A 25,910-nucleotide genomic window follows, 5' to 3' on the forward strand; every position below is an offset into this window, starting at 1 on the left:
TGCGACCGCCCCTTTGCAAGCGTCCTCCATCAGGACTGGCTCGGCGCTGCGGTTCGGGCCGGAGCCGATCTGCCGAAGGCACTATTCGTCGCATTGCCGCGGTGGCACCTGCCAACGGCGGTCTTCACCTTGAAGGGTCGAATGCTGAGCCCGGTCGCGCCAGCGTTCGCGAATTGCATTCGCGACGTCGCCAAGCCACATGCCCAAGGCAAGGCGGCAGGGCCACACTATTAGCCTGCCTACGCGAACAGCCTAATGCGATGTGGGGTCACAACCGGTGGTCGAAGTGCGTACGGCCCGCGTCCGGTCTACCAGCGATAGCGGACACCATAATGCCCTGGCCTTGTTCGGCTAAGGGGCCAGAAGCGGACATTGGAGTGATAGCGTCTCAACTTTTTTAAGGCGCAAGCGGCGCCCCAGAACCCCAGAAACTGATTCAGGTTACAGCTGCAAATACGCGGATCGGCTCGGCAAGCCCCTTGAGCTCGGCCGGTCCCTGATCGATGAACTTGAGGCCAGCACCCGCGACTAAGTCTCTTACTGTGCTCGAGGCCAGAACTTCGCTCGCTTTCGCATGCTGAGCTACCCGGGCTGCGATGTGCACAGCAATGCCGCTCACATCGTCGCCCATCAACTCAATTTCACCGGTATGAACGCCGGCCCGTACTTCGAGATCGAGCGGCCGCACCGCGCTGACGATGCTCTGGGCGCAGCGGACAGCGCGCGCCGGGCCGTCGAACAGGGCCAGAAATCCGTCGCCCGTAGTCTTAACTTCGCGTCCGCGGTGCCGCTCCAGTTCCGAACGTACCGCTGCATGATGCGCCTCCAGAGTTGAACGCCACTGCCTGTCGCCCACTAACGAAGCTCTCCTTGTCGAATCGACGATGTCGGTGAACAGCACAGTCGAGAGGACGCGATCAACCTCGACCGCAGTAGCGAAAACCCCCATGAATTGTCTGATCTCCTCGACAAGCCGATCCTGATCTCCTGACCAAGCGAGGTGATCGCTACCCGGGAGTTCGATGTAGCGCGCCCGAGGAATTCTCTCTCCAAGCTCGCGGCCGGCGAGTGCACGAATGCGTACGTCGTCGCACCGGTGCATTACAAGCGTAGGAACACGGATCGACGGCAGGATTGCCGTTACGTCGATCTCGCGGTTCATACGCATCAGGTTGATCACATCAGACGGGCTGGCCGCCGAGCGCTCGAACTTGGCGAAGCGCTCCATGCTTCCGGGAATTGCGGCTGCCGATGGGGAGAAACTTGGCAGACTCTTGCCGGTACCCCAGTTGGACCGGATATCGCGCTCCAGCCCCACAAAATCGTCAAATGGAACGGAGGCACCGACCGTGCGCGCATACGTGCCGAACAGGATGAGACCGGCGACCCGTTCAGGGTAGGTCGCCGCGAACAGGATCGACATCGGCCCGCCCTCCGAGACACCGAACAGGTAGGCTCTCTTGGAACCCGCGGCGTCGAGGACGGCGCGGATATCGTCGATCCTTTCATCGAGATGCGGGACACCGACGCCACGATCGCTGAGACCTGTGCCGCGTTTGTCGAATCGGATCAGTCGCGAGAACGAGCCGAGGTCGTTAAGGAAGCGCGCGGCGTTGGGATTCTCCCATGACAGCTCCAGATGCGATACAAAGCCCGGTGTCATGAGCAGATCCGGACCGTCCTGTCCGGATATTTGATACGCGACGAAGACCTCGCCGCTGGTCACATAGCGCGTCTCGACAACCATGGCTTCCCGCCAGTCTGGGTCACCGGGTAGCTTACGGCTAAATGGCCACGCAGTGCAATCGAGCGGCGAGATGGCCGTGTGGCGATGGCCCAGGCTGCTCATGTTCGCTGAGGGTCCGCGGCGCACCTCTGCCGAAGCCGTTGGGAAGTCTCCTTTGGGTCCTTCGCGTCGGCTTAGCCTTGCCGCGATGACTTCCGGTCGACCCCGGTGAACGGACACGTCCGCCGCCGCTCGACATGTCTCAAACGGGCCACGAGCAAACCCATCGCAAGGCAGCAGCTCGCAGCCTTGTTATTCGACCGCTTGGGCACCTCCACCGCCTCGCTCGCCGTCTTCAGCTCAGGGCTATACGTGACAGACCGCAGAGATTTGCAATTACTCGATCAGCAGCAGCCCGCGCTTCTTATCGCCATCGTACGTATTTACAGCTGCGAACAGCCGTTTTCGCTCGACTAGCCATGGCTGGTAGCTGGAATTGACATCGAGCACGAAAACTAGATCGTCGGCTTCCAGATAGCCGCCAATGGGCGAATGATGTCCAACACCAGCACCAAAAATTTGCGCGCGATTGAAATTCACGATGTAGCGTCGGCCTGGATCGTTGGAGCGACGCAGATGCTCCAGAAACTGGTCCTCGCTGAGATCACGCAAGACAGTGACTTTGCGGCTCGTATTGGTCCCCGCGACCTCGGCGAGCTCGTCAAGCGTGAGACCCAGGATGCATAAGCCTGTCCAGCACCGCCCGGTGCCAGCCAACACCTTGCCCTCCGTGCTTGCCGCCTCGCCGAGCGACCTATACGCATTCGCAACAGCTGCAGGTCCGCAACGAGAGCTATTTGACTGCCAGTTAACGTTCCTGTGGAATGTAGCTGCCACTGGCAGGTGCCACGCGCGTTCCATAAGCTCCGGTGTACGTGTTACCGAGGACGCTATGGCTTCTGTCGGCACTCGTGACTGGCCACCAACAAGGGCCCCGGCACCCAGCAGGCCCGCAGTAACAACCATGCCGATAATGCTGACTGAGCGCCACCGCTTCATGGGTCTGAACCTAGCAGCAGTCCGACTGGAGGCTGGCCAGATTATATCCTTAAGCATATTGGTGGGAACAGACCCCATAAATGTCCGTTGAGGGTCCAGCGCGTCGCGACGCGTCAGCAGTGACTTCCGGTTAGTTCTGGTGGAGGGACGTGTTGAGCGCCGGCGGACGGTCTCCAGCGGGCCAAATTCGGTCCTCACAATGCGCAGGCGCAGACGGCCCGTCTTCCTTCGGATCGGAAAGACACGGCGTGCGGAGCAGTTTCCCGGCCCATGTGCTATTTTCGACCCCGGCGGCTAAGGTAGTGGGCCCTCCGGGCGAGGCCGCTAGGCGCGCTTGCTACGCTTCGCCGTCTCGTACTGTTTGTTGCAGCCGGAATCGAGCCGCTTGCAGCGATCCTTTTATGCGGCTCGCCATGGCGTCAATCGCGGAATCCAGCGTGGCACATTAGCCCGAAAGCTCTCGTACTCCGTGCCAAATGTTCGCTCGAGCGTCGGTTCTTCGTAAATCACCACAAAGACATGAAAAAAAAGCCAGAGTAGCGCGCCGTACCAGAGGAGTCGCCAATCACCAAACAAAAGGGCCTGACCAAAAATGACTGCGACGACCGCGATGTAGATCGGATTTCGCACGTAGCGATAAAGGCCAGTCACTACGAGCGTTTGTGTCGGCGCGATCGGGGCGGGCGTCCCCAGCCCTTCCAGCGCAAAACGGGCAAATGAATCCACGAGTCCGGGCACTCCGACGATGATCAATATACCGCCGAGCATGCGGGTTAGATCGACGCCGAAAAAAGCTGGCCGAAATTCCCACTGCGTGACCCACCAAGGGACGAAGCCTGCCAGCACCAACGGCGCAATGACGAAGAACAGAGCGGAGCCCAAGACGGCAATTGCTTTCGACATTGCGTGCTCCCACAACCCGACAAGAATAGCTTAGCAAATCACCTTCTACGAGCATTGAACGCAATGAAGCGGACATCCCCGCGCTCCGGACTGAAGTCAGCCGCGGGGCCACTTCCAGACATCGCCGATGGGTATAAGATCAGCCGCCACCCGGAGAACGACAAGTGGCCCGAATAACTTCCTTGGTATTCATCCTAACGACTTTCATAATCATTGTGGTCGCCACTCCACGACGGGCTCTGGCAACACCAGAAGCGTCTACATGCGGGTACCTCGCTGGTCTCATCGATAAGGCACCGCCAGGGCCGTTGTTCTTGCCCAGCTATCCGACCGTGAACTCGGGGCCTCTGCATGGCGCCGCATACCTCTATGACAATGCGGTGGCCGCCATCGCATTGGTCGGGTGCGGTGAGCAAGACAAAGCACGTCGGATCGGCGCGGCGATTCTCCGGGCCATCGACAATGACCGGACCTGGCATGATGGACGGCTCCGGAACGCTTACGCCGCGGGTGTGGTGGCGAATGGCCCTGTCAAACTTCCGGGGTGGTGGGACAACACGCAGAACAAGTGGTTGGAGGATCGATATCAGGTCGGCAGCGATAACGGTAACATCGCATGGGCCATGTTGGCGTTGCTGTCGATTGATGATGTGAACACCGGCTCTCGATTCCGCGACGGTGCAGCACGGCTTGGGACCTGGGTCGCGCAATGGGCCGACAAACGCGGGACTGGCGGTTTCACGGGCGGTACGTTTGGGCACGAACCGACGCCCGAGTTGCGGACATGGAAATCGACTGAACACAATACCGACCTCGCCGCCGCGTTTGGCCTTCTTGCAACCCGTACAGGCGATTCGCGCTGGCGTGACATGGCAACAGCTGCTGAGCGCTTCGTGGATACGATGTGGGATCCGGCATGCGGCTGTTTCGCCGCAGGCACCGCCGAAGACGGCGTCACGCGCAATCCGATTTTGGCCCTTGATGCTCAAGTCTGGCCGTTAACGGCGCTCCCCGGAGCGGCCAGGAAATTTGCGTCGGCCATTACGACCGCCGAACAGCGAATGAGAGTCGACGAGGGCTTTTCTTACGGTGAAGACCGAGATGGTGTGTGGACCGAAGGGACAAGCCAAATGGCTCTCTTGCTGAAATTGCTCGGCAGGACTGCGGAGGCGAAATCGTTGGTCGCTGTCATCGAATCCCAGAGGTCGCCGGATGGCGGGTTCTATGCCACAAGTGTCCGAGCGCTACCGACCGGGTTCATGCTGGATACCGATCCGGCCAAGCCACGACTCTATTTCCGATTGCCACATCTTGGCGCTGCTTCGTGGGCTGCTCTTGCAGAACGCGGGTTCAATCCCTTTACGGCGACACAAGGACTGCCGTAGTTGAACCGCAGTGGCGCCCGTCCAGCTCCGAATTGGGTCAAAGGCTGCCCTCGGCGGCTCCGGCGATGGCTTCCGCTCAGCCCTCGGAAGCGGACGGTGCGAGCCTAAGAGGGGAAGTCAGCCACGGGCCAAATGCGGAGCAATCGCACGCGGCCGCTGTGGCCGCGTGCGAAGGAGATCAGGCCAGTCGCTAACTTACCATTCGCTGTTTCAGGCTCTGGTAAAATGCCGTCTCGAAATTCATGTAGCCGATAAACGACGCCGGATCGCCGAAGGGAAGAATCTGTGTAGCCCAGAACCCGCCAAAGCCGTTCTGGCGATCGATCCAGTAAAACAGGTTGGCAAGGCCAGCCCAACCGAGCGCGCCGGCAGGACGGCCAGTGGGAGCTTCTTCATCATTGACCATGAAGCTCAGCGCCCAAGACTTGGACTGGCCGGGGAAGAACTCGGCATCATTGCACAGCGACGGGATGACGCCCGTGATCGGCGTTACCTTCTTGTCACCCAGTTGGTTCTTTTCCGCCATGCGGACGGTCTCCGCTTTCAACACCCGGCCGTGCTCGCCCACGCCGTCATTCAGCCACATGCGGATGAAACGCATGTAGTCGCCGATCGTGCTGTAAAGGCCGTGGCCACCCATGTGCACTTCGGGCTTGGCAGGCAGTTCGAAATCCATCGGTGTGAGCGACCCGTCGGCGCCTCGCGCATGGATCCCGGCGAGCCTCTGGCGCATCGCATCGGTCAGCTCGAACGTCGTCTCCTTCATGCGTAGCGGCTCGAAAATCCGAGTCTGGAATACCTCGCCGAGCCGGCCCCCCCTGATGGCCTCGACGATCTGACCGCACCAGTCAAGATTGGTTCCGTATTCCCACCGTTCGCCGGGATCGAAAAGCAGCGGAGTCATCAGGCAGGCCTTGGAAGCGGTGATGACGCTTGGCTGACCCTTTTCCTGGGCCAGACGGTTATAGGTATGGTTAATGAAGTCGTAGCTGAGACCTGCGGTATGGACCATCAGCATGCGCGTGGTGATGTCGCGTTTGGGCGCACGCAGGATCGGCTCGCCCTGGGCATCAAAACCCTCGATGACCTGGAGCTTGCCGATCTCGGGCGCGTAGCGCTTGGCGGGCGTGTCGAGATCGAGCTTGCCCTCTTCGACGAGCTGCAGGACCGCCGTGGCGGTGATTGCCTTGGTCGTGGAAAAGATGGCGAAGATGCTGTCGGTTGTCATCTCGGCCGGTCGGTCGAGACGGCGCTTGCCGGCCGCGCCTTCGTAGATGTTGCGATGGCGGTTCGTCACCATCGCGACGACACCGGGCACGCGCGGAGTGGATGTAACGACATCGTTGAGAACGGCGTCAGCCGCTGCAGTGAAATTCGTGTTCATGGTCTCCTCCCCTCTGTACCTAAATGACGTTCTCCGTGGCGGCTTCGCGAGGACTCTGCATCGCAAAGCCTTGGTAGCCATTCGCGGCGACCTCGTCGCATTTCTGGCGATAACTGCCGACACCGCCGCAATAGGACAGAACGCGGCGCGGCTTGCCTTCGACATTCGAGCCCAAGTACCAGGAATTGGTCTTGGCGATCAGCGTCGCATTGGCGATCTCATCGTGATGCGCCACCCAGCTGTCCTCGGCGTCCTTCGTCGGCTCGACGACGTCAAGGCTCTTGCTGCGCATGTACCTGATGCAACCGTCGATCCATTCGACCTGCTGCTGCAGGCATGTCGTCATGTTGCAGAGCGCCGCCGAAGGCGCGAGCGGCACGGCGGTGGTGAAGAGATTCGGGTAGCCGTGAACCTGCAGACCCATCGTCGTGCGGATGTCCCTGCTCCAGTCTTCCTTCAGCGAACGGCCCCCCCGACCCCTGATATCGATGCGCGTCAACGCACCGGTTCCGGCGTCGAATCCGGTTGCCAGAATGATGATGTCGAGCTCGTGGATCGTTCCGTCGGCCGTCTGGATGCCCGCAGGCGTCACACGTTCGATCGGATTGGATTTGACGCCGACGATCTCGACATTCGGACGATGGAAGGCTTCGAGAAATTTTTGCTCCAGCGGCACACGGTGCGTCCCGAAGCCATAATCGGTCGGAATTAGGGCTTCGCACAGCTTCGAATCCTTGAGCCGCTCGCGCATCTTCTCGCGCACGAATTCGGAGATCTCGGCGTTGACCTCGGGGTCAAAAAACAGCTCGGCGAAGGACGATATCCATAGCTTCAGGGAGCCGTCATCCCAGCAAGCCTGGAGTACTTCTCGGCGACGCTCCGGGGTGAGACCTGCCCAGGTGTGCTCGAAGTCGTATTCGAACCCGGTAAAGGTGTGCGGCAGGCGCTCGGTGAACGACGTGAACTTCGACTTATAGGCCTCGACATCGGCCGCGCCGTATTTCGGATTCTTCATCGGGATGATGTATTGCGGGGTGCGGATGAACACTTTGAGATGGCCGACCTCGCCGGCGATTGTCTGTATGACCTGAATGCCGGTCGCGCCGTTACCAATGACGCCGACACGCTTGCCTGCGAGGTCGACCGGCTGCTTCGGCCAGCGCGCCGTGTGAAACAACTGCCCCTTGAATGTCTCTTGACCTGGAAAGGACACGTGTGGGGCCGAGAGCATGCCGCAGCAGGTAACCAGGAACTGGGTGTCGATCACGTCACCCTTCTCGGTCGTGACCAGCCAGCGGTGGGTTGCCTCGTTGAAATGCGCGCTATTGACCGTGGTACTGAACTGGATGTCCTTGCGGAGATCCAGACGGTCGGCGACGTAGTTCAGCCAACGTTCGATTTCCGGCTGGCCCGGGAATTTCTCGCTCCAGCTCCATCCCTTGTAGAGCTCCTCGGAGAAGAGATACTGATAAATATAGGCTTCCGAATCGAAGCGCGCGCCGGGATAGCGATTCCAATACCAGGTGCCGCCGACGCCGGGGGCTGCGTCAATCGCCATCACCTTCAACCCCTGCTCGCGCAGACGGTAGAGCGCATAGAGTCCGGCGACGCCGGCTCCGATCACCACCGCATCGAAGCGCGCCGTCACATGCGCGCCGTTGCCTCCGTTGGACTTGGTCGCGTCTTCCGCCATATTTCCCTCCTTGATGTTTTCTGAGTGCGCACGGCCTTGCCCACCCGTCGCGTGGTCGGGTGGTGGTGCATCGCATCATTCTCCGTTTCGACAGATCGAAGGGGCGGTTTCACCCGTTTGCGCCGCTCTCTCCGCTCATGCCTGAAACGCGAGACAGCCTACGAGCGTGCTGACGCTCGCGGCTTGAACGAAACCGACAATCCTTTGAACGACGTGGGTGGCGCCGCGCCGCGAGGGCCGCAGTTCCTGGTGCAACTCGCTTGGCAAATGACAAAACCAGCTTATGCTGCGCGGTTGCCATCCGGCCAATGAGAGAAAAAAGCGGCTAACGCTTCCCAGAATCCAGGGAGGGAGGCTTGCGCGATGGGCCAATTCATCACGGTCGAGGAGCTGCCGCGCTACGCTCCTGGCGAACTGATGTTGGACAGCTCCGCGGTGGGAAAGGCCGATTTTCGGCTACGGGTGTTCCGCTATGCACCGTCTGACATCTGGGTGCCCCCGTCCGAGAACTATCTGATCGTCCTCTACCGCGAGGGCGCGACAGCGATGAACCGCAGGGTTACCGGGGCCTGGAAGCAGGATCACGTCGGCCGCGGCATCACGACGCTGCTCACACGCGCAGAAGGTTCGAACTGGCGATGGAGCCAGGATATCGAGGTCAGTCATTTCTACATTTCACCGGCGTTTATGGCGAAGACTGCAAGCGAGGCGTTCGATCGCGATGCGCAACACGTCGAACTCCACGACTTGCTCAAGGTCGAAGACCCAATCCTGACCTGGATTGGTGATCAGATGGTGCAGGAGGTTGCGGCGGGGGGCCCCGGTGGCCGGCTCTGCTACGATGCGCTGGCGCTTCAGGCCAGCGTGCACGTCCTGCGAAGATATGCCTCGGTGCAGTTCAAATTGCCCTGTTCACAGGGGCGTTTCAGGCCTGCCCATGCAAGACTGATCGAGGACTATATCGAACAAAACATCTCGAGAAACATTACGCTCGAGGAATTGGCCAATATCTGCAACTGCTCGCCCGTTCAGTTCGCACGCAAATTCCATGTGCATTATGGAATGCGGCCACACGCCTTTGTCTTGAGCCGCAAGGTGGAACGCGCGTGCCAGTATCTGCGCAAGGATCGCCTGGCGTTGAAAGAGATCGCGCTGCTGAGCGGATTTTCAGATCAGAGTCACCTCAATCGAATCTTCCGCCGGCAGATGAACATGACGCCGGCGGAATATCGCAGGCAATACATCGGCTAGGCCGCTTTCTCTCTCGCTGGCATTGCCTATGCGGTCGAGTAAGGCTGGCTGATGCTTCACGAAAGCGGAACTTGCGCGAAGCTGCTCGCCCCCGGCGAAGATCTCCTCGCGACCGCTACGTCCGCAATGGCTTGGAATATCCCAGCCTTGCCGCCCTGCTCCGCGCGATCGAGGCCGAACACGCTTACAAGGAGACGTGATATGGAGCTGGCCCTCAGAACGTCCCTACGCTCTTCTCCATTGGCTCAGATCACACCCACGATGATCAATACTCCGAGCTCAATCAGTAGGAGCGTACCGGTTCCTGCGGAGATGAGAAACAAATCACCTAGTGACAAGTGCATGATCTGGCTCACATTTTGCCCTAGAAGCGGCCCTTGCATCCCTGGAACAGGGCTGGCAGGGCGGGATGATGGGGGCCGCTTCTAGGAGGTCCTTGACGCGTTCATCCGGCGCCAAGCGGTTCTCATTCTAATCCAAATTTAAATCTCGTCCAGCATTTAATTTATTTAAAGTAGCTGATTATATATTAACATTTAATCGAGCCACAGCTCGAGAATGCCTGGGATGGCCACCGTGTCGGATACGTTGTTCGATGACTCTGAGGATCCAAGAGAGCTCAGACAGGCTGTTGAGCCGGAGGATAGGCCGGCTAGACAACCCCTCCCTCCTCCTATCTCGTCATTGAATTGACGGCTTCCGCAATGGCAACGGGGTCTGCGTGCGTGACCATATGTCCGGCATTCGGAACCAGGTGAAGATCGGACCGAGGCAGCGCCTGATGTAAATCTCGAGCTTGTTTCTGTTCGATCACCTGGTCCTCTGCTCCATGGAAGATTTTCACGCGGGGACTCATGGTCGAATAGTGGGCTTGGAACTGTGTTGCAGTTGGAATGAGGAGTGCGCTTTCCTCCGCAGCCGCTCTCAATTGTGTGGGCCTGAGAACGAGAGACGCTGGAAATTCGTTCTTGAATGTCGACGGGACGGACCGGGGCGCGAAAATCTTGCGGAAGGCTCCCGGCAACATGGCCCACGAGATGATCGGCGCGACAGTGTAGCTGACCAAGTCGCCCAAGACCGGTATGGCCGGACCTGACATCAACCACACATCCAATCGGATGGTCGGGAAGTAGTAGCCGGACGCAAGCACAAGACCCCGGATCGGATAATCCTTCCGCATGCCGAGAGCGATAGCGACCAAGGCGCCCCAAGAATGGCCCAGCACCACAGGATCGCGGATCCCGAGTTGCTCGAGCCCCTTCACCAGCAGAGCTGCTTGAGCCGTTGCGCTCCATAGTCGAAGCCGCGGCCGCTGACTATAGCCAAAGCCCGGACGGTCGAAGCACACCACGCGATTGCTGCGGGCAAGAAGATCGACCAGCCCACCGATCATGAAGTCCTGGATCATGGATCCGTTGCCATGAAGCAGCACGACACAAGGAGCCGCGGGATCGCCCCGATCGATATAGTGGAGTACCACGCCGTCGCACTCGAGAAACTTGCCGATAGGCGGATTTCTTCGCTCGGCCAGTTTGGAGAAGCCGATGTTGCCGATGACAAGAAGCGCCAACAACAAGATAACGATGAGCAGTACGGTTTCAGCGGTGGTCATGACTGAGCCTTGAGATAGGACCAAGAGAAGTCTGATCCGCAGCGCGAGCAGACGAGCCAAACCAAGGAATAATTGGAAGTTGAAGTGCTCGTTCCTGCGCGCAATCGCGGAGGATTGATTAAAAGATCGCTCGGTCCGGAACGGCGCAGAATTGCTCACGTTTGCTCGCTAAGGATCGCATGTGACGAAGCGCATAGCGATCCGACCTCACCAACAAGAACGATGGAGCAACGAAATGGCCAATCCACGCCCAGAGGAAAAACCCACCCAAAGCCCTGAAGACACAATCCGCCGCGCCGGCGAGAGGACCGCCGAGCAGACCAGGCGGATCGGCTTGGCCACCGCCGAGGCGGGGGAGGAGGTGGCGCAAGCCAGCGGCCATCTCTTGCGGCAAAATACCGAGATGTTGCAAAACGCTTGGCGCTTCGGACTCGACATGGCTGCGGCCATGATGGGTCGCTCGACTGATCAGCTGGGTCGCACGTTCGGTTTGACCGGCAATGAGGCGCAGCAGGCAGCGGAACGCTCGGTCCGCAACGCCGAAGCAATCATATACTCTACGACTGCAGTCGCCAAAGGAATGAATGGTGCATCGCGTGAGTACTTCGATTTCGTTCGACAGCAGATCGAGAGGACCATGGACCGCACGAATGAACTCTGGAACTGCCGCACTCCTCACGATTTGGCCGCTGTGCAAACCGATCTGATGCGCGACACGATCAGGAGTGCGTTGGATACCAGCCGCCGGATGGCGGACTTGTCTCTGAAGGTGGCGGACGATGCCGGAAATCATATAACTCGGAGCATCGAACGCATGCGGCAGGCAGCCTAGGCGCGGCTGGTACAATCATGGCACCGGCGCGGCGGACTCTCAGCCGCGCCTATGCCTGTCCCGCCCGCGAAGATTCCGGCTTCGCCGCTTGCTCAAAGCAAGGCGGCACGGCCACACTAGGGCCCACAAGCAGACGAGAAAACTTGATTTACTGGCAGCCGTTGAAGAGCTTTAGGGGGAAGCCCACCATCCGTCGGGAAATGGCTCAAGCAACATCCAATCGATTAAGTTGTCGTTCTGAGGGACCCTGAGACCTGCATTTCTGCCTGGTGGCGTGTAGCAGCGGAGGCGGACAGACAGGGCGCCGCGATCACGACCTCGGAGGCGGTGCGAAGCATGGCGTCTAGAGCGCAATGCAGGCGCACCTCGGGCGACGCGCTCTGCATCTTCGACCAGACTTCGAAGATCTTCCAGTTCTGAGAGCTGAGAGGCGAGTTCGCCAAGTTGTTGCCGATAAAGCATTGCGCGAGAGCTTCGCATAAATGTCCTCCACAGTACAAAAAACACTACTAAGACGGATCAAAGCAATCGGGATAAACTGGCAATCTACCATAGCCAAAAATCGGCTTTCAATACGTCAGGCTCATTGCCTCATACGGGGCTATCGCCGTCGAGAGTCTGTAGCAGCGAAAGGCAGCTGGGGGGTCACAAGCTGCGGTCGTGGCAAGCGCAGCCCTACGCCCGGTTTACGGGCAATAGCCGACAAGCATCGAAACTGCCGTTTAAAAGCGAGGGGCGGCCTCAGGCAGGAAGTCCACCCGTAAATTTCCCAAGTGTCGGCAATTTCGCTCGCTGGTTAACTGGTGCGGATCGAGCGCCGCATCATGAAAACTCCGAAGCCAAAACAATGGGCCGAGCAGGAGGTCCAACGGTTGATCACGCTGGCCCGACAGGGAGTTGGCGCGTCAAAGATAGCCGCCGAACTCGGCCGCCACGCCGGATCGGTGAGGCGCATGGCGCGAACGTTGGGACTGCTGTTGAAGAAGTAGTCCCCCGAGCGATCTTGAGGGCAGCGGGCGGACCTACAGCCCAAAACCTTGGCCAACGTCCCGTATCAGCCTCAGCGCGGCGTCAGTATTGCGGCCGTAGAAGAGCGCGCGATCGAGCTGCGAAAGCATGCTCATCCCAAATAGCGCGATAGCAATGCCTCTAAACATAGTTGTGGACCGGGTTGAACGATGCAGCGAAAAGTTCAAAACGGCCCCAGCCGCAGGTTGGGAGAAACAGCCGGGGCCGGCATTCCCATTCCAATGTGCCGCGATCGGCGGTAATCGGCACGCTCCCAGCAAGCCACATGAAAGCTAACGAACTGTTTCGAAGGACCCGAATTCGAAAGCGAAGCGCCTGGTCTCACAAGCGTGCACTTCGCAACGCAACGTAGCGCCAACAGCCCGTAATTCTACGTTGGGAGCGCCCCCGGAGCGGCAGACTGGTCGCCGTGGGTGTGGATGAAACCCTGCGGCTCGCGTAGCATCGGCAAGGGTCCAACGTCTCGCCGGGATCAGACAAATGAGCCGTTTCCTGCTGTGCCGTGTAGCCGCTACCTGCTTCGCCGGAGCTTTGGTCTTCCATTCCTCCGAAGCAAATGCCGTCTTTTGGCGCGGCATCACCGCGCCAACAAACATCGATATTCACGGGTGGCCGATCATCAAAGAGCCCCCGCCGAGTCCATGCCAGTGGATACGGGTCAGCGGTGGCTACTGGGTCCGACAGTGCGTTTACTAGGCCCCCTGTCGCGAAATGATTGGTGATGATGTCGGCGGTATCGCTGTCCACATAGGGGCGCGAGTGCGGCGCTTGCTGGTGCAAGCGAGGTTTTCGTGTCGAGCACGGTCGTGGCGGGCTGCTTCACCTTGATCGGACTCATCTCCTGCAAGCAGATCTTTCTGCTCTTCAAGCGCAGATCGGCAACGAGCCAGAAGGCGACGCGGACCTTAGAGAGCCTTGCCCAAAGCCAGCTGGGCTAACAGTTGATCACCACAGCCAACCATCGGTCCCGGTGGCTCGCATGGGAGGTCCATCGAAACGCAGCGCTTGGTCTGCTGTGGTGCATTCACCCTTTTTGTTTCTCTTTTGCGCTTCTTCCATCGGAGCTTTTAGAGCGTTCTTCGAAGCGATCAGCGCCCTTAGCTAGATCGTGTCCCGTCTTGCTCTCGTTTTTCGCTTCTTCCTTAGAAGTCGCCTCGCGCAAGCCTTCAGCGGCCCGTTTCCCAGCTTTTCGTTCGTCATCCATGTGAAGCACCTTCCCTGACTATCACCACGCTTCGCCAGGAATACTCCGTGCCAATCCCAGCCAAGCCATAACACACTTCAATCAGATCGCTTGGACATTGTTCCAGTTGCAAGTGCGTATACTGGCTTAGAGCTGACCTCAGACGAGCCGCGCAGTCTTTGTCCGCCGAAAGAGAGTTCGAAGATTGCAACAGCATGTCCGCTTCGGGTCAACAGCGCGGATTGGCCCGCGGTGGGGTGCTTCCGCTTTGCCCCGACCCCGGACAACTCGCCGCGAGGCGCTAATGGAAGCAATGGGCCATAAACCGTTCTTCCCTCAGGATAGGCGACCGATTCTGGAGCCTTGCAAAATCTCTCGCCGCACGCACCACGCCCAGTGAATGCCACCGCGCCGACGCCGCTCAGCAAATTTGTTAAAAATGCAATTCCGCCTGCAGGGGAAAATTTGCGTGTGTGCGCCTTGATGTGGCTCGCCGTTGCGAGCCATGGAGGCGAATAGCGATGGGACAAACGACTCGAATTTTGAAGCGGGCAACCGTCCTGCCGGATCTCCTGAAAATGCTTCAGGAACTCGAGGATTTACGAGAGAAGGTCCGGCTGGCAGAAGCCGCTCGTGTGTTGCACTAACGTTCGCCGATTTGAGGCGATGCTCCCGTGCGCCTTTAGTGGCGGGCCGAGATAGGCAGAGCCGTTAAACGAGGAGTTCGGGAACGACTGCCCATCCAGCCACTTGCCTGAGGCATGAAGGACGACCCGGTCGTTCTACTCCCCGGAATGGTCGAGCCCTTGCGGCTCGCGCGCGTTTACGCCCTTCTCGTCGAGCGCATTGACGGTCTTTATCACCCCCGGCGGCAATCAGCCCGTGTGCGCCATGCCCTTGGCACGGCGAATGGTCGAGGGTGGCTGGCTCGTGAAGCGCGGGTTTCGTTATGAGCCGACGGAGCAAGGCATGCACGCGGCAGAATGATGCCGTCCGGCCTCACCGGCGCGCCGACCGTTCTGAGCGGCGGGCATAGCATTCGAATTTGCAATGCAGCATGGTCCAATCCTCTTGCCGCACCACAAATCCGCGAATAACGTCGGCCCCCTTGTTTGTAACTAGTTGGATGGCTCGGATGAGGGATTTTCAAGCCAAGTTAGAGCGGTATGAGAGCCTTGCTGCTGAATGCGAATTGATTGCCCAGAGGGCAAATGAGAGCAATCGGGGCTTTTATTTGCGAGCGAGCGAGCACTATCGCCAATTGGCGGGCGAGGTCCGTGCTTTGATTGCGACGTTCGATCTCGCAGCCTAGGTGCCCGTCACTGCGACATGAACCTCACCGCCGAACCGTCCTTCGGCACCTCCGAGGCCGCGGTTCGAAAGGTGGTGGAGACCCGCGTAGGGAAAAGGCTAGGTCCGTTTAGCCGCTAGGAGCGGACGCCGCCGAAACGCGCGAGCACGGCCGCAAAGGGCCAAAACCCGACTCATGCGCGGCGCTTGCAGGGCCGCTAGTGCATCATCTCGCCAAAATAGGACTGCTATTCGGGTAACCCCGCTTTCCGGAGCCCCTCGATCAGCAGCTTCGCGTTCGATTGCCCGCCCCGGGCTATCCACCCTGATATGTTAAAGGCGGCGTCGAGCTCAAGCAGACGTGCCGCCGCTTCGCGTGACTCCGCATCCCGTCCGAGATGGGCGTATGCGGACGCGAGGCAGCGGTAAGTTGATGAATAGGAGGCGTTCTGACGCTCGGCCTTCTTTCCTGCTTCGACGGCCTCCTCAAAGCGACCAAGCTCAATCAAGGCCATCCCTATCCCGGCCATCACCGCGTGCAGCACCGGATCTAATGGGCTCATGCGGACGGCATGTTCAAAGCTGAGGATTGCTTCCTCGGGTAACCCCGCAATCCTGTAGACGTGACCTCTGCAGACCAAGGCTTGAAATGCATTCGGGTTAAGAGCGACCGCACGGTTCGCCATTTCGATCTCGGTTTGCCCAGCGCCGATCATGATTGCCGAGATAAAGCTGGCGGATGCTAACGTGTCTGCATCACCGTCGTCGATGCTCAATGCGAGGCGAGCAAGTCGAAGTGCCTCTCGGCGCTCGAATTGAGGATCGACAGCAAAGCCGAAGACGACGTTGAGCGCGTGACAGTTACCTGCCAGGCCGGCAGCCAGACCGAGCCGAGGGTCGAGCTCCAAGGCGCGATGAGCCAGCCTTATCGCCTCGGCAAAGCTTTCGCGGGTCATCGAACGGAACTCGCCCACGGCCCGGAGGTAAAAATCATAGGCGGTGAGATTCTCCGGTCGCCGCCGCGTCGCCATTGCGATCTCCGTTTGGAGCAGCTTCGGCTGAATGGCGGAGACAACCGCTAGCGTGATTTCATCTTGGAGAACGAAGACGTCTGTCAGGTCACGTTCGTATCTGTCCGCCCAGACATGAGCCCCTGTGGCTGCATCGATCAATTGTCCTGCGATGCGAACTTTTCCTGCGGCCTTGCGCACAGACCCTTCAAGCACATAGCGCACACCGAGCCTGCGCCCGACCTCCTTGATGTCTACAGCTCGGCCCTTGAAGGTGAAACTTGAATTTCGGGCGATAACGAACAGGGACTTGAACCGCGAAAGCGCCGTGATGATCTCCTCCACTATTCCGTCGGCAAAATACTCCTGCTCGGCATCACCGCTCATGTTCTCGAACGGCAGCACAGCAATCGAGGGCTTGTCGGGTAGTGGAAGGGGGGCTTCCGTGAATTCAATATCGCGGCTCAAGATCGCCGCCGCGCCGGAAAGCTGGTTCACCTCGCGGACCGTGCCGATGAAACGAAAACCCTTGCGCGGTAACGTCTTGATCAGGCGCTGTGCCTCACCGGAATCGCCGATCGCGCTTCGCGCGGCATTCAGGCGGGTCGTCAACGCCGCGTCAGATACGCTGCGACCATTCCAAATGGCGTTGACGAGGTCGTCCTTGCTTACAACCCGCTCCCTGTTGCGGATCAGGTAATCGAGCAGGTCAAAAACCTGCGGTGCGATCGACACCGCATCAGTGCCCCGCTGCAGCTCGCGCCGGTCGGTGTCGAATGCGTATTCCTCGAAAAGATAGCGCAAGCTGCCATTCCTTCTCGGGGCCGCCTCTGTATTAGCGCATGAAGAATAAGCCGCCGGTAAGAGAAATGTAAGCCACCAGTTAAGCGCGCCGGCACCTCTTGCGGCAACTTCCGTCCTAGTGAGCAGTCTAGACAGGACACCCTCAATGAGCACGATCCACGGGACCACCGAGCTGGGACCGGCAACAGCAAGGCGGCAGGTCTACAGTCCTCTCGAAGCATACTGGAATGCATTTCAGGAGTGGCGCAAACGCCGGAGATTACTGGCCAACTTGTGCGACTTTAGTGACAGGGAGCTTATGGATATCGGTATTACGCGCGGCGAAATCGACTACGTCGCCTCGCACCGAGATTGCGATCCGCGAGGCATCCTATCCGGTGAATGAATGCCGATGGTAACGAAGGAAGGTCGGATTGGTCACAACCAGAAGGCGTCATGGCGCAGATGCTGACCTCCGATACGGGTCAGACTGAGAGAGCTCGGGCTGAGCAAATCTGGTCCGGTATGCTCCGCTGAGCAGACGCCGGCAGGCCGTGCCGCCACTTCGCATTCGGGCCACTGGCGGTCATTCGGCACCCGGGCTTACTCTGGCAACCCCGCTTTCCGAAGGCCCTCAAGCAACAACTTCAAGTTCGACGTCCCGCCCCGCGCGATCATCGCAGATACTGTAAAGCCGGGATCAAACTCAAGCACATGGGCAGCCGCCTCACGCGCCTCAACGTCGCGTCCGAGATGAGCGAAAGCAAACGCGAGACAGCGGTACGTTGGTCCAAAGGAGGGGTTCCAGGAACTGCTTCTCGAATGCCTCGGCCGGCATCGGACGACCGAAGAAATAACCCTGCCCTTCCTCGCATCCCATGCTGACCAGGAGGTCGGCCGTTGCGCGGTTCTCGATGCCTTCGGCCACGACCGTGAGACCGAGCTGCTTGCTGAGGCCGATGGTCGAGCCGACGATGGCGGCGTCGTCGGAATTCGAAAGGAGACCGAAGACGAACGACCGGTCGATCTTGAGGCCGTCGAGCGGAAACTTCTTGAGATAGCTCAGGCTCGCATAACCGGTGCCGAAATCATCGAACAGGATCCGGACGCCGAGCAATTCTCTCGAACGTTTCAAGCACGCGGCGTTCGTCATGCAGCAGGATGTCTTCGGTGACTTCGATCTCGAGCAGCGACGGCGTCAGCCCCGTCGTTTCGAGCAGTGCTGCGACCGAATGAGCGAGATCACCGGACTGAAGCTGCGAGGGTGACAGGTTGATCGCGACTAGTTGATCGTTTCGCATTGCGTCCGCGCCGCTTTTGTTAGAGCTGCAAGAAACCATCACAGCGCGCGAGATGTGCCGCCTTGGCTGTTGCGACGATCGCTATCTATTTAGATATATATTTGAAAATTAATGACGCTATTTACAAAAGTTAATGACGATTTTAATGTGTTGCGTTCGTCGAGCATTGGCATGCTCGATACGACGTGAATTGCGGGCCCGCCAAGGTGTTGAACGGCGTAGGCCCTCGTTGATTGAGAGAGTTTCAAAGTAGCATCTCAATTGCTGGAAAGGGCGGTCATGTTTGAGCCCTGCGCTTCCGTCAGGAAATATCCAAACGATAGGGTGTGATCGCCGCCCGAGCGGCGCGCGCATCCGACCGTGTTGTGGCTCCGATCTCTCGACTGAGAGCGACGAGATGGTTTTGTTGCGTCTGTGACGCACCTCCCGGGCGGCGGGAAATTCTTCGATGAAGATGAAAGAGAAGGAGCCTGTGATCGGCTTGCCGCCGATGATGCCGGCGTTGACGAAACTCGCGATACGCCGAAGGACGCAGGAATTTCTGATGTGCGAGCCTACCACTAGTTTTTTGTAGGAGGTTTCTCATGGCACTTTCAGTCACTCTTACCGGCACAACCGTTACCCTCGACGAAACCGCTGGCCTGCAGAACGACGACACCAACACGACGCTCCCAAGCGCGTTTTCAAGCCGGCTGACGGCACTGGGCGCTCCGGCCGCGGAGATCAACCATGCGGTCAGCAGCGGCGACGTTATCACCATCAGCGGCGTCACGGGCGCGATCGGCAACCTCGCCTTCACCGATTCGACTGGCGGCGCGCTCGACGGTGACACGAGCGGTCTCTTCACCAATGACGGCGAGGAGGTCTTCCTTTGGGCCGACCCCACGAACGACAACATCGTGGTCGGCAAGACGGAAGCTGGTGCCATCGTCTTCGCGGTCTATCTCGAGCAGACCGCGACCGGCGCCAAGATCTGGAGCGTTCAATACGAGGCGCTGGAGCATCTGGATGGCACCAACCCCGATGACTCCCTCGACCTCGGCAGCCATCTCAAGGTCGCGGTCAGCGAGCAGATCAATTTCGGCTTCGCCGGCGCGCCGTCCGGCAGCAACCTCTTCATGACCTTCGGTGATCCGAATTCCACCCAGATCGTGGTGATTGGCAAGAACCCGCTCAATCAATCCGAGGGCGGGAACATCACGACCAAGGACGTGCTCAATATCAGCCAGGCCGGCAGCACCACCTCGTTCGGCGTCAACGGCAACCAGATCAACGCTGGTGAGGGGGCGTACATCACCTATGTCACGGGCACGAACACGAACTTCCTGGTGCCGAACCTCGATCAGAACGAGGCCGACGTCGAAGCCAACATCGCCTTCCAGAACGTCTTCAACGCGACCGGCGGCTCCTTCACCGTCAACCAGACCAATCCAGGCATCGGCCCCGTCACCGTCAAGATCACGGCCTTCAGCACCGCCGCCGAGCCGGGGGTGAATTTCGTCGACGGGCTCAGCAACGACACGCAGATCGCGATCACATCGGCCTCCTTCATCAACGTGGTCAAGAAATCAGGCAATACGCAATATACTCCGGTCGCTACCGTAAACGCCGACGGAACACTGACGGTCACCGGCCTGAGCAGCGGCGACACGGTGCAGTGGACGACGAGCGCAACCCATAACCGCGTCCTGATCGAAAACATCAGTAACGCGGATACCGATCAAGACAACGACAACAACACCTTCGATATCGGCGGCTTCAGCCTTGTCAGCTCCAACGCCGCGAGCGCCGTGGTCGGCACGGCCATCCACTTCGAGGATGACGGCCCGACGGCGGCGATCGTGCAGGGCACGGCGAAGGTGGCGCATGACGAGACTGCGGGTGTCGACGCGGATGCCAACGATACCACCGCGGCGGCGGTGGCGGCGCTGTTTGCGGGCCTAACGAACGTCAGCAGCGACCTCAGCCCGACCGGATACGCGCAGAATTCGACGGCTGTCGTGAGCGCGACCGGAAGTTCGTATGGCACTGACTCGTTCGGCGGGACGACGGCATTCTCGCTGGCGGTGTCCGCCGCGGGGGTGGATTCCGGCCTCGACACCACCAACGGCACCAGCATCTTCCTGTTCAAGGAAGGCGACCTGGTGGTTGGCCGCATCGGCAGTGCAGCCGGGGCGGCGGCCTTCGCGGTGGCGATCAACGGCACGAGCGGCGTCATCAGCGTGGCGCAGTACGCCTCGCTGAAGCATCCGGGCACCACCAATCCCGATGATTCGGTGTCGATCACCGACGGTGCGCTGCTGGCGGTCGTGACGGTGACCGACGGCGACGGCGATAAGGCCACGAGCTCGACCGGCATCGGCGATGCCGTGCAGTTCCAGGACGACGGGCCGACGGCGGGAATCGCGCAGGGCACGGCGACGGTAGCGCATGACGAGACTGCGGGGGTCGACGCGGATGCCGACGACACAACCGCGGCAGGTGTTGTCGCCTTGTTCGCTGGCGTCGCCAATAAAAGCACCGATCTCAGCCCCGGCTACGCGCAGGAAGCCACCCCGATCGTGACCGCGACCGGCAGCTCTGCGGGTGCTGATAACGAGGGCGCGACGACGGCGTTCTCGCTGGCGGTGTCCTCCGCAGGGGTGGATTCCGGGCTCGACACGACCGGCGGCACGAGCATCTTCCTGTTCAAGGAAGGCGACCTGGTGGTCGGCCGCATCGGTAGTCAATCCGGTCAGGCGGCCTTCGCAGTGGCAATCAACAGCTCGACCGGTGTCGTCAGCGTGGCGCAATTCGCCTCGCTCAAACACCCGACGGGAGGTGCCAGCTACGATGAGGCGATTAACATCACCGACGGCGCTCTGCTGGCAGTGGTGACGGTCACCGACGGCGACGGCGACACGGCAACGAGCTCGACCGGCATCGGCGATGCCGTGCAGTTCCAGGACGACGGGCCGAGCATCGGCCCCATCGCCGATGGGCAGGTGGACTTTGCTGCCGGCGCCAGCGTAACCAAGACGCTCAGCGCTTTGGTCGGAGTGGATGATCCTGCGACGTACAGCATCACGAGCTCGCCGGCGAGCCTGACGATTCTGGATGGCACGGTCTCGCAGACAACGCTGCTCCGGGACCTCTCGAGCAACAATACGGTCGCAACCTACTACAAGGACGTCGATGGCAGCGGTACACACAACGCAGGCGACATCGACTTCTTCAAGCTGACCGTGTCCGGCGGCAACTACACCTTCGATGTCCTGCAGAATCCTCCGCCTGCGGAGATCAGCTTCAGCTTTGCCGGAGCGCCCTCCGGTAGCAATCTCTTCATGACCTTCGGCAATCCGACCTCGTCTCAGATCGTGGTGATCGGGGAGAATCCGCTGAACCAGTCCCAGGGCGGCAACATCACGACCAAGGACGTCCTCAATATCAGCCAGGCCGGCAGCACCACCTCGTTCGGCGTGAACGGGAACCAGCTCAATGACAACGCCAATTACCCCACTGAAGGCGCGTACATCACCTACGTGACGGGCACGAACACGAACTTCCTCGTGCCCAATCTGGACCAGAACGAGGCCGATGTCGAAGCCAACATCAACTTCCAGGCCCTGTTCAATGCGACATCGGCGTCCTTTACCGTGAACCAGACGAACCCGGGCGTCGGACCCGTCACCGTCAAGATCACGGCCTACAGCACTACCTACGAGCCGGGGACGGGGTTCGTCGACGGGCTCACCAATGACACGCACGTCGACATCACGTCGGCCACACTTACCAACTTCGTCGTCAAGTCAGGCAATACGACATATACTCCCGTCGCGACGGTCGACGACGACGGCAACTTGATCATCACGGGCCTCAGCACCGGCGACAAGGTGCAATGGACCACGGATGGAACCCACAACCGCGTGCTGATTGAAAACATCAGCGCCCATGACGGCATCGACGGCAACGACAACAACACTTTCGATATCGGCGGGTTCAGCCTGATCCAGTCGCAGCCGGCGCCCGACGAGAAGCTCGACTTCACCGTTCAGATCGCCGATGCCGACGGGGATACGGCTTCCAGCAGCTTCTCCGTCAAGATCGATGGAAACCACGACAACGTCATCAACGTCTGAACCACAAGCCGCCGGCTGCACGCCGCTATGGCGCGCAGCCGGCACCTGTTGCACGGGCCTGGAGTAGATCCGATGCCGGATAGTGTCACTGCCTGGTGCGGCCAACTCTCCCGGCCCGCCGCCGCCTGGTGTGGCCAGGTTCTCGGATATCCGGAGGAGCTGGCGAGCCTCACCATGCGCGTCGGCCTGTTCGCCGCGGCGGCCTTCATTTTGATCAGGCTGGTCTGGAAGCGGCGGCGCGCGGCGGCGGCGGCGCGAGAGAACGTGCCTCCTCACGCGCATCCCGTGTCCTCGCCGCTGCAGGCCTGTCGCAGCGTGCTGGTCGGGCTCGGCCTGATCACCGCCATGCTGAACGTGCTTTATTTGACCGGCTCGTTCTTCATGCTCGAAGTCTACGACCGCGTGGTGCCGAGTCGCAGCGTGCCGACGCTGATCGGTCTCGCCGCGCTCGTCGGCGCCCTCTATGTGTTCCAGGCATTCCTCGACATTCTGCGCGGGCGCATCCTTGTCCGCGTCGGCGAGTGGCTCGACCGCGCATTTTCGGCGCGCGCCTACGACATCGTCGCGCGATGGCCGCTGCGTGCGCGCGCGAGCGGCGACGGGCTGCAGCCGGTGCGCGACCTCGACCAGGTGCGCAGCTATCTCTCCGGGCTCGGCCCCACCGCGCTGTTCGACCTGCCGTGGATTCCGTTCTACCTCACGATCTGCTTCCTGTTTCATCCGCTGCTCGGGCTCACGGCATCGATCGGCTCGGTGATGCTGGTTTGCCTGACGCTTCTTACCGATCGCTTGACGCGTGCGCGCACGAAGGAAATCGCGGGCCAGATCGCGCAACGCAACGCACTCGCCGAGGCGAGCCGCCGGAACGCCGAAGTATTGCAGGCCATGGGCATGCGCGGGCGCCTTGCCGCGCGCTGGGCGAGCGTCAATGACAGCTACATGTTCGCCCAGCGTCGCGCCGCAGACATCGCTGGTGGCTTCGGCTCCGCATCCAAGGTGCTGCGCATGGTGCTGCAATCGGCGGTGCTCGGCGTCGGCGGCTACCTCGTTATCATTCAAGAGGCCACCGCTGGAATCATCATCGCCGGCGCCATTCTGACCTCGCGCGCACTCGCTCCGGTTGAGCTTGCCATCGCCCACTGGAAGAGCCTGATCTCGGCCCGACAAGGTTGGAGGCGTCTGCAGCAGCACTGGGCGCAGCTCCCGGTCGAGGAGGAGAGGACGCCGTTGCCGCCACCGTGCAAAGCGCTGGCCCTCGAGGCTGTCTCCGTGACGCCTCCGGGCGAACAGAACGTCGTGGTCCATGAAGCCTCCTTCGCACTGGGCCCGGGACAGGGGCTGGGCATCGTCGGCCAGAGCGCATCGGGTAAGTCGTCGCTGGTGCGCGCCATCGTCGGCGTGTGGCGGGCGGCGCGCGGAAAGGTACGGCTGGATGGCGCCGCGCTCGAGCAATGGAGTTCGGAAGCCCTTGGTCGCCACATCGGTTATCTCCCGCAGGACGTCGAGCTGTTCGCCGGCACGGTGGCGCAGAACATCAATCGCTTCGAGCCGGTCCCCGACGCGGAGGCGATGATCGCCGCGGCCTGCGCCGCCGGCGTGCACGACATGGTGCTGCGACTGCCGGACGGCTACGACACGCCGATCGGCGAAGGCGGCTCGGCGCTCTCGGCCGGACAGCGGCAGCGCATCGCGCTCGCCCGTGCACTCTACCGCGATCCTTTCCTGGTGGTGCTCGACGAGCCCAACTCCAATCTCGACGCCGAGGGGGACCAGGCCCTGACGCGAGCCATGCTCGGGGTGCGCGAACGCGGCGGCATCGTCATCATCATCGCGCATCGCACCAGCGCGCTGGCCGCCGTAGACCAACTAATCGTGATGGCCGAGGGGCGTGTGCAGGCGTTCGGACCGAAGGACGCGCTGCTGGCCAAGATGACGCCGCCGCGTCCGGCAGTGCCGCTCAAGATCGTGACTGAGGGAGTAAGCTCATGAGCCGCGAGCCGGTGAACGTGGTTCCGCGAGCCATCCGTCAACACCTGCGCGCTGGCCTCGTCGTCGTCATCGTTCTCGCCGGCGGCGTCGGGGGGTGGGCGACGACCACGGAATTGGCCGGCGCCGTCATTGGTTCCGGCACGTTGGTGGTCGATAGCTACACCAAGAAAGTGCAGCACCCGAGCGGCGGTGTGGTCGGTGAACTCAACGTCCGTGAGGGGGCCAGAGTGAAAGCCGGCGATGTGATCGTGCGCCTCGACGAGACGGTGACTCGGGCCAACCTCCTGATCGTTATGAAGAGTCTCGACGAACAGGCGGCGCGCCGGGCGCGGCTCGAAGCTGAGCGCGATGGGCAGGACCGGCTCGACTTTCCCGCGGACCTCATTGAGCGTGCCGCCGATCCGGACGTCGATCGACTGATCGTCGGAGAGCGCAAGCTGTTCGAGTTGCGCCGCGCCGCGCGCGCCGGCAAGAAGGCGCAGCTCAACGAACGCATCGGCCAGCTCCGCGAGCAAATCCGCGGGCTCGAAGAACAGATACAAGCGAAAGACCGCGAAACAACCTTCATCGATCAGGAGCTTCTGGGCGTGCGCGAACTGTGGCGAAAGAATCTGGTCCAGATCACGCGCCTGACAACGCTAGAGCGCGACGCGGTGCGCCTGCATGGCGAACGTGGCGCTCTGGTCGCGGCAATCGCCGAAGCCAGAGGGCGGATCACCGAGACCACGCTGCAAATCATGCAGATCGACCAGGATCTGCGCACCGAAGTCGGAAAGGATCTCGCCGAGATCCGGGCCAAGACCTCGGAACTGGTAGAGAAACGAGTGGCGGCCGAGGACCAGCTCAAACGCATCGATATTCGCGCGCCGCAGGACGGCACAGTGCATCAGTTGGCGCTGCACACCATCGGCGGCGTCATCAGCGCTGGCGAGCAGATCATGCTCATCGTCCCCACGCACGACGCGCTCGTCGTGGAGGTGCGGATTCCGCCGCATGAGATCGATCGTCTGTCGGTCGGCCAGCCGGTGCTGTTGCGCTTTACAGCCTTCAACCAGCGCACCACACCCCAACTCAACGGCGAAGTGAGCCAGGTGTCCGCTGACGTGGCGGTCGACCAAAAGAGCACGACGAGCTATTATGTGGCTCGCATCGTCGTTCCGGAGACGGAGATCGCTCGCCTGGGCGACCTGAAGCTGATCGCCGGCATGCCGGTCGAAGCCTTCATTCAGACCGGCCAGCGTACGGTGATGTCGTACCTCGTCAAGCCCCTTTCCGATCAGTTGATGCGCGCCTGGCGCGAACGCTAAGCTGCGACTTCGGTCTCCTCCCCTACGTGAGCGCGATCTCTTGTTAACGGCGGCT

Annotated in this window: 16 protein-coding genes and 1 pseudogene; 8 read left to right on the forward strand and 9 right to left on the reverse strand. The window is 60.5% G+C overall.

Going from position 1 to position 25,910, the window contains the following annotated elements; all coding sequences use genetic code 11:
* Positions 1 to 436: 436 nt before the first annotated feature.
* The 3 genes from AB7M16_RS08860 to AB7M16_RS08870 form a co-directional block, all read right to left on the reverse strand.
* Positions 437 to 1,747 (reverse strand): adenylate/guanylate cyclase domain-containing protein, encoded by a 1,311-nt coding sequence (locus AB7M16_RS08860; RefSeq protein ID WP_453943678.1) that lies wholly within the window; start codon positions 1,745 to 1,747, stop codon positions 437 to 439.
* Positions 1,748 to 2,122: 375 nt separating this feature from the next.
* Positions 2,123 to 2,785 carry a phytochelatin synthase family protein gene (locus tag AB7M16_RS08865; protein ID WP_453943679.1) on the reverse strand — a complete coding sequence of 221 codons (663 nt, stop codon included), beginning with the start codon at positions 2,783 to 2,785 and terminating at the stop codon, positions 2,123 to 2,125.
* 399 nt (positions 2,786 to 3,184) lie between these two features.
* Positions 3,185 to 3,688: a methyltransferase family protein gene (locus AB7M16_RS08870; protein WP_453943680.1), complete on the reverse strand. Its 504-nt coding sequence runs from the start codon at positions 3,686 to 3,688 to the stop codon at positions 3,185 to 3,187.
* A 314-nt stretch (positions 3,689 to 4,002) separates the two neighbouring features.
* Here AB7M16_RS08870 and AB7M16_RS08875 point away from each other — a divergent pair, with 314 nt between their 5' ends.
* Positions 4,003 to 5,073: a hypothetical protein gene (locus AB7M16_RS08875; RefSeq protein WP_453943681.1), complete on the forward strand. Its 1,071-nt coding sequence runs from the start codon at positions 4,003 to 4,005 to the stop codon at positions 5,071 to 5,073.
* A 190-nt stretch (positions 5,074 to 5,263) separates the two neighbouring features.
* Here AB7M16_RS08875 and AB7M16_RS08880 read toward each other — a convergent pair whose 3' ends face one another.
* A complete protein-coding gene (locus tag AB7M16_RS08880; protein ID WP_453943682.1) occupies positions 5,264 to 6,457 on the reverse strand; it encodes a serine hydrolase domain-containing protein in 1,194 nt (397 codons plus the stop codon).
* A gap of 19 nt (positions 6,458 to 6,476) precedes the next feature.
* Entirely contained in the window at positions 6,477 to 8,150 is a 1,674-nt protein-coding gene (locus AB7M16_RS08885; protein WP_212255371.1) for a flavin-containing monooxygenase, read from the reverse strand.
* Between the two features lie 363 nt (positions 8,151 to 8,513).
* Between AB7M16_RS08885 and AB7M16_RS08890 the strand changes: the two genes are divergently transcribed.
* On the forward strand, positions 8,514 to 9,401 hold the full coding sequence (locus tag AB7M16_RS08890) for a helix-turn-helix domain-containing protein (RefSeq protein ID WP_172785482.1): 888 nt from the start codon (positions 8,514 to 8,516) through the stop codon (positions 9,399 to 9,401).
* Between the two features lie 673 nt (positions 9,402 to 10,074).
* On the opposite strand, the gene AB7M16_RS08895 is transcribed toward AB7M16_RS08890, so the two are convergent.
* Entirely contained in the window at positions 10,075 to 11,172 is a 1,098-nt protein-coding gene (locus tag AB7M16_RS08895; RefSeq protein WP_453943683.1) for an alpha/beta fold hydrolase, read from the reverse strand.
* A 76-nt stretch (positions 11,173 to 11,248) separates the two neighbouring features.
* Between AB7M16_RS08895 and AB7M16_RS08900 the strand changes: the two genes are divergently transcribed.
* Positions 11,249 to 11,845, forward strand: a complete 597-nt coding sequence (locus AB7M16_RS08900) for a phasin family protein (protein WP_212255365.1) — start codon at positions 11,249 to 11,251, stop codon at positions 11,843 to 11,845.
* A 2,053-nt stretch (positions 11,846 to 13,898) separates the two neighbouring features.
* Here the strand turns inward: AB7M16_RS08900 and AB7M16_RS08905 are convergent.
* Entirely contained in the window at positions 13,899 to 14,078 is a 180-nt protein-coding gene (locus AB7M16_RS08905; protein ID WP_453943684.1) for a hypothetical protein, read from the reverse strand.
* Between the two features lie 1,114 nt (positions 14,079 to 15,192).
* Between AB7M16_RS08905 and AB7M16_RS08910 the strand changes: the two genes are divergently transcribed.
* A complete protein-coding gene (locus AB7M16_RS08910) occupies positions 15,193 to 15,369 on the forward strand; it encodes a hypothetical protein (protein ID WP_453943685.1) in 177 nt (58 codons plus the stop codon).
* Between the two features lie 226 nt (positions 15,370 to 15,595).
* Here AB7M16_RS08910 and AB7M16_RS08915 read toward each other — a convergent pair whose 3' ends face one another.
* Positions 15,596 to 17,161: a winged helix-turn-helix domain-containing tetratricopeptide repeat protein gene (locus tag AB7M16_RS08915; RefSeq protein ID WP_453943686.1), complete on the reverse strand. Its 1,566-nt coding sequence runs from the start codon at positions 17,159 to 17,161 to the stop codon at positions 15,596 to 15,598.
* A gap of 145 nt (positions 17,162 to 17,306) precedes the next feature.
* Here AB7M16_RS08915 and AB7M16_RS08920 point away from each other — a divergent pair, with 145 nt between their 5' ends.
* Positions 17,307 to 17,546: a DUF1127 domain-containing protein gene (locus AB7M16_RS08920; RefSeq protein WP_212255362.1), complete on the forward strand. Its 240-nt coding sequence runs from the start codon at positions 17,307 to 17,309 to the stop codon at positions 17,544 to 17,546.
* A 330-nt stretch (positions 17,547 to 17,876) separates the two neighbouring features.
* On the opposite strand, the pseudogene AB7M16_RS08925 reads toward AB7M16_RS08920, so the two are convergent.
* Positions 17,877 to 18,423, reverse strand: a pseudogene (locus AB7M16_RS08925) (EAL domain-containing protein); the annotation flags it as partial.
* Positions 18,424 to 19,025: 602 nt separating this feature from the next.
* On the opposite strand from AB7M16_RS08925, the gene AB7M16_RS08930 reads away from it, so the two are divergent.
* The 3 genes from AB7M16_RS08930 to AB7M16_RS08940 all read left to right on the forward strand — a co-directional run bounded on the left by AB7M16_RS08930 (position 19,026) and on the right by AB7M16_RS08940 (position 25,855).
* Positions 19,026 to 22,559, forward strand: a complete 3,534-nt coding sequence (locus tag AB7M16_RS08930) for a DUF5801 repeats-in-toxin domain-containing protein (protein WP_453943687.1) — start codon at positions 19,026 to 19,028, stop codon at positions 22,557 to 22,559.
* 72 nt (positions 22,560 to 22,631) lie between these two features.
* Positions 22,632 to 24,548: a type I secretion system permease/ATPase gene (locus AB7M16_RS08935; protein ID WP_453943688.1), complete on the forward strand. Its 1,917-nt coding sequence runs from the start codon at positions 22,632 to 22,634 to the stop codon at positions 24,546 to 24,548.
* Entirely contained in the window at positions 24,545 to 25,855 is a 1,311-nt protein-coding gene (locus AB7M16_RS08940) for an HlyD family type I secretion periplasmic adaptor subunit (RefSeq protein WP_172785491.1), read from the forward strand. Before AB7M16_RS08935 ends, AB7M16_RS08940 begins: the two co-directional genes overlap by 4 nt.
* The last annotated feature ends 55 nt before the right edge of the window (positions 25,856 to 25,910 follow it).

This window comes from Bradyrhizobium sp. USDA 372 (assembly GCF_053629095.1).

Excerpts from the sequence above, each read along its gene's own strand:
- AB7M16_RS08860 (WP_453943678.1), bottom strand. The coding sequence starts at position 1,747 with ATGGTTGTCGAGACGCGCTATGTGACCAGCGGCGAGGTCTTCGTCGCG.
- AB7M16_RS08865 (WP_453943679.1), bottom strand. The coding sequence starts at position 2,785 with ATGAAGCGGTGGCGCTCAGTCAGCATTATCGGCATGGTTGTTACTGCG.
- AB7M16_RS08870 (WP_453943680.1), bottom strand. The coding sequence starts at position 3,688 with ATGTCGAAAGCAATTGCCGTCTTGGGCTCCGCTCTGTTCTTCGTCATT.
- AB7M16_RS08880 (WP_453943682.1), bottom strand. The coding sequence starts at position 6,457 with ATGAACACGAATTTCACTGCAGCGGCTGACGCCGTTCTCAACGATGTC.
- AB7M16_RS08885 (WP_212255371.1), bottom strand. The coding sequence starts at position 8,150 with ATGGCGGAAGACGCGACCAAGTCCAACGGAGGCAACGGCGCGCATGTG.
- AB7M16_RS08890 (WP_172785482.1), top strand. The coding sequence starts at position 8,514 with ATGGGCCAATTCATCACGGTCGAGGAGCTGCCGCGCTACGCTCCTGGC.
- AB7M16_RS08900 (WP_212255365.1), top strand. The coding sequence starts at position 11,249 with ATGGCCAATCCACGCCCAGAGGAAAAACCCACCCAAAGCCCTGAAGAC.
- AB7M16_RS08905 (WP_453943684.1), bottom strand. The coding sequence starts at position 14,078 with ATGGATGACGAACGAAAAGCTGGGAAACGGGCCGCTGAAGGCTTGCGC.
- AB7M16_RS08910 (WP_453943685.1), top strand. The coding sequence starts at position 15,193 with ATGAGGGATTTTCAAGCCAAGTTAGAGCGGTATGAGAGCCTTGCTGCT.
- AB7M16_RS08920 (WP_212255362.1), top strand. The coding sequence starts at position 17,307 with ATGAGCACGATCCACGGGACCACCGAGCTGGGACCGGCAACAGCAAGG.
- AB7M16_RS08930 (WP_453943687.1), top strand. The coding sequence starts at position 19,026 with ATGGCACTTTCAGTCACTCTTACCGGCACAACCGTTACCCTCGACGAA.
- AB7M16_RS08935 (WP_453943688.1), top strand. The coding sequence starts at position 22,632 with ATGCCGGATAGTGTCACTGCCTGGTGCGGCCAACTCTCCCGGCCCGCC.
- AB7M16_RS08940 (WP_172785491.1), top strand. The coding sequence starts at position 24,545 with ATGAGCCGCGAGCCGGTGAACGTGGTTCCGCGAGCCATCCGTCAACAC.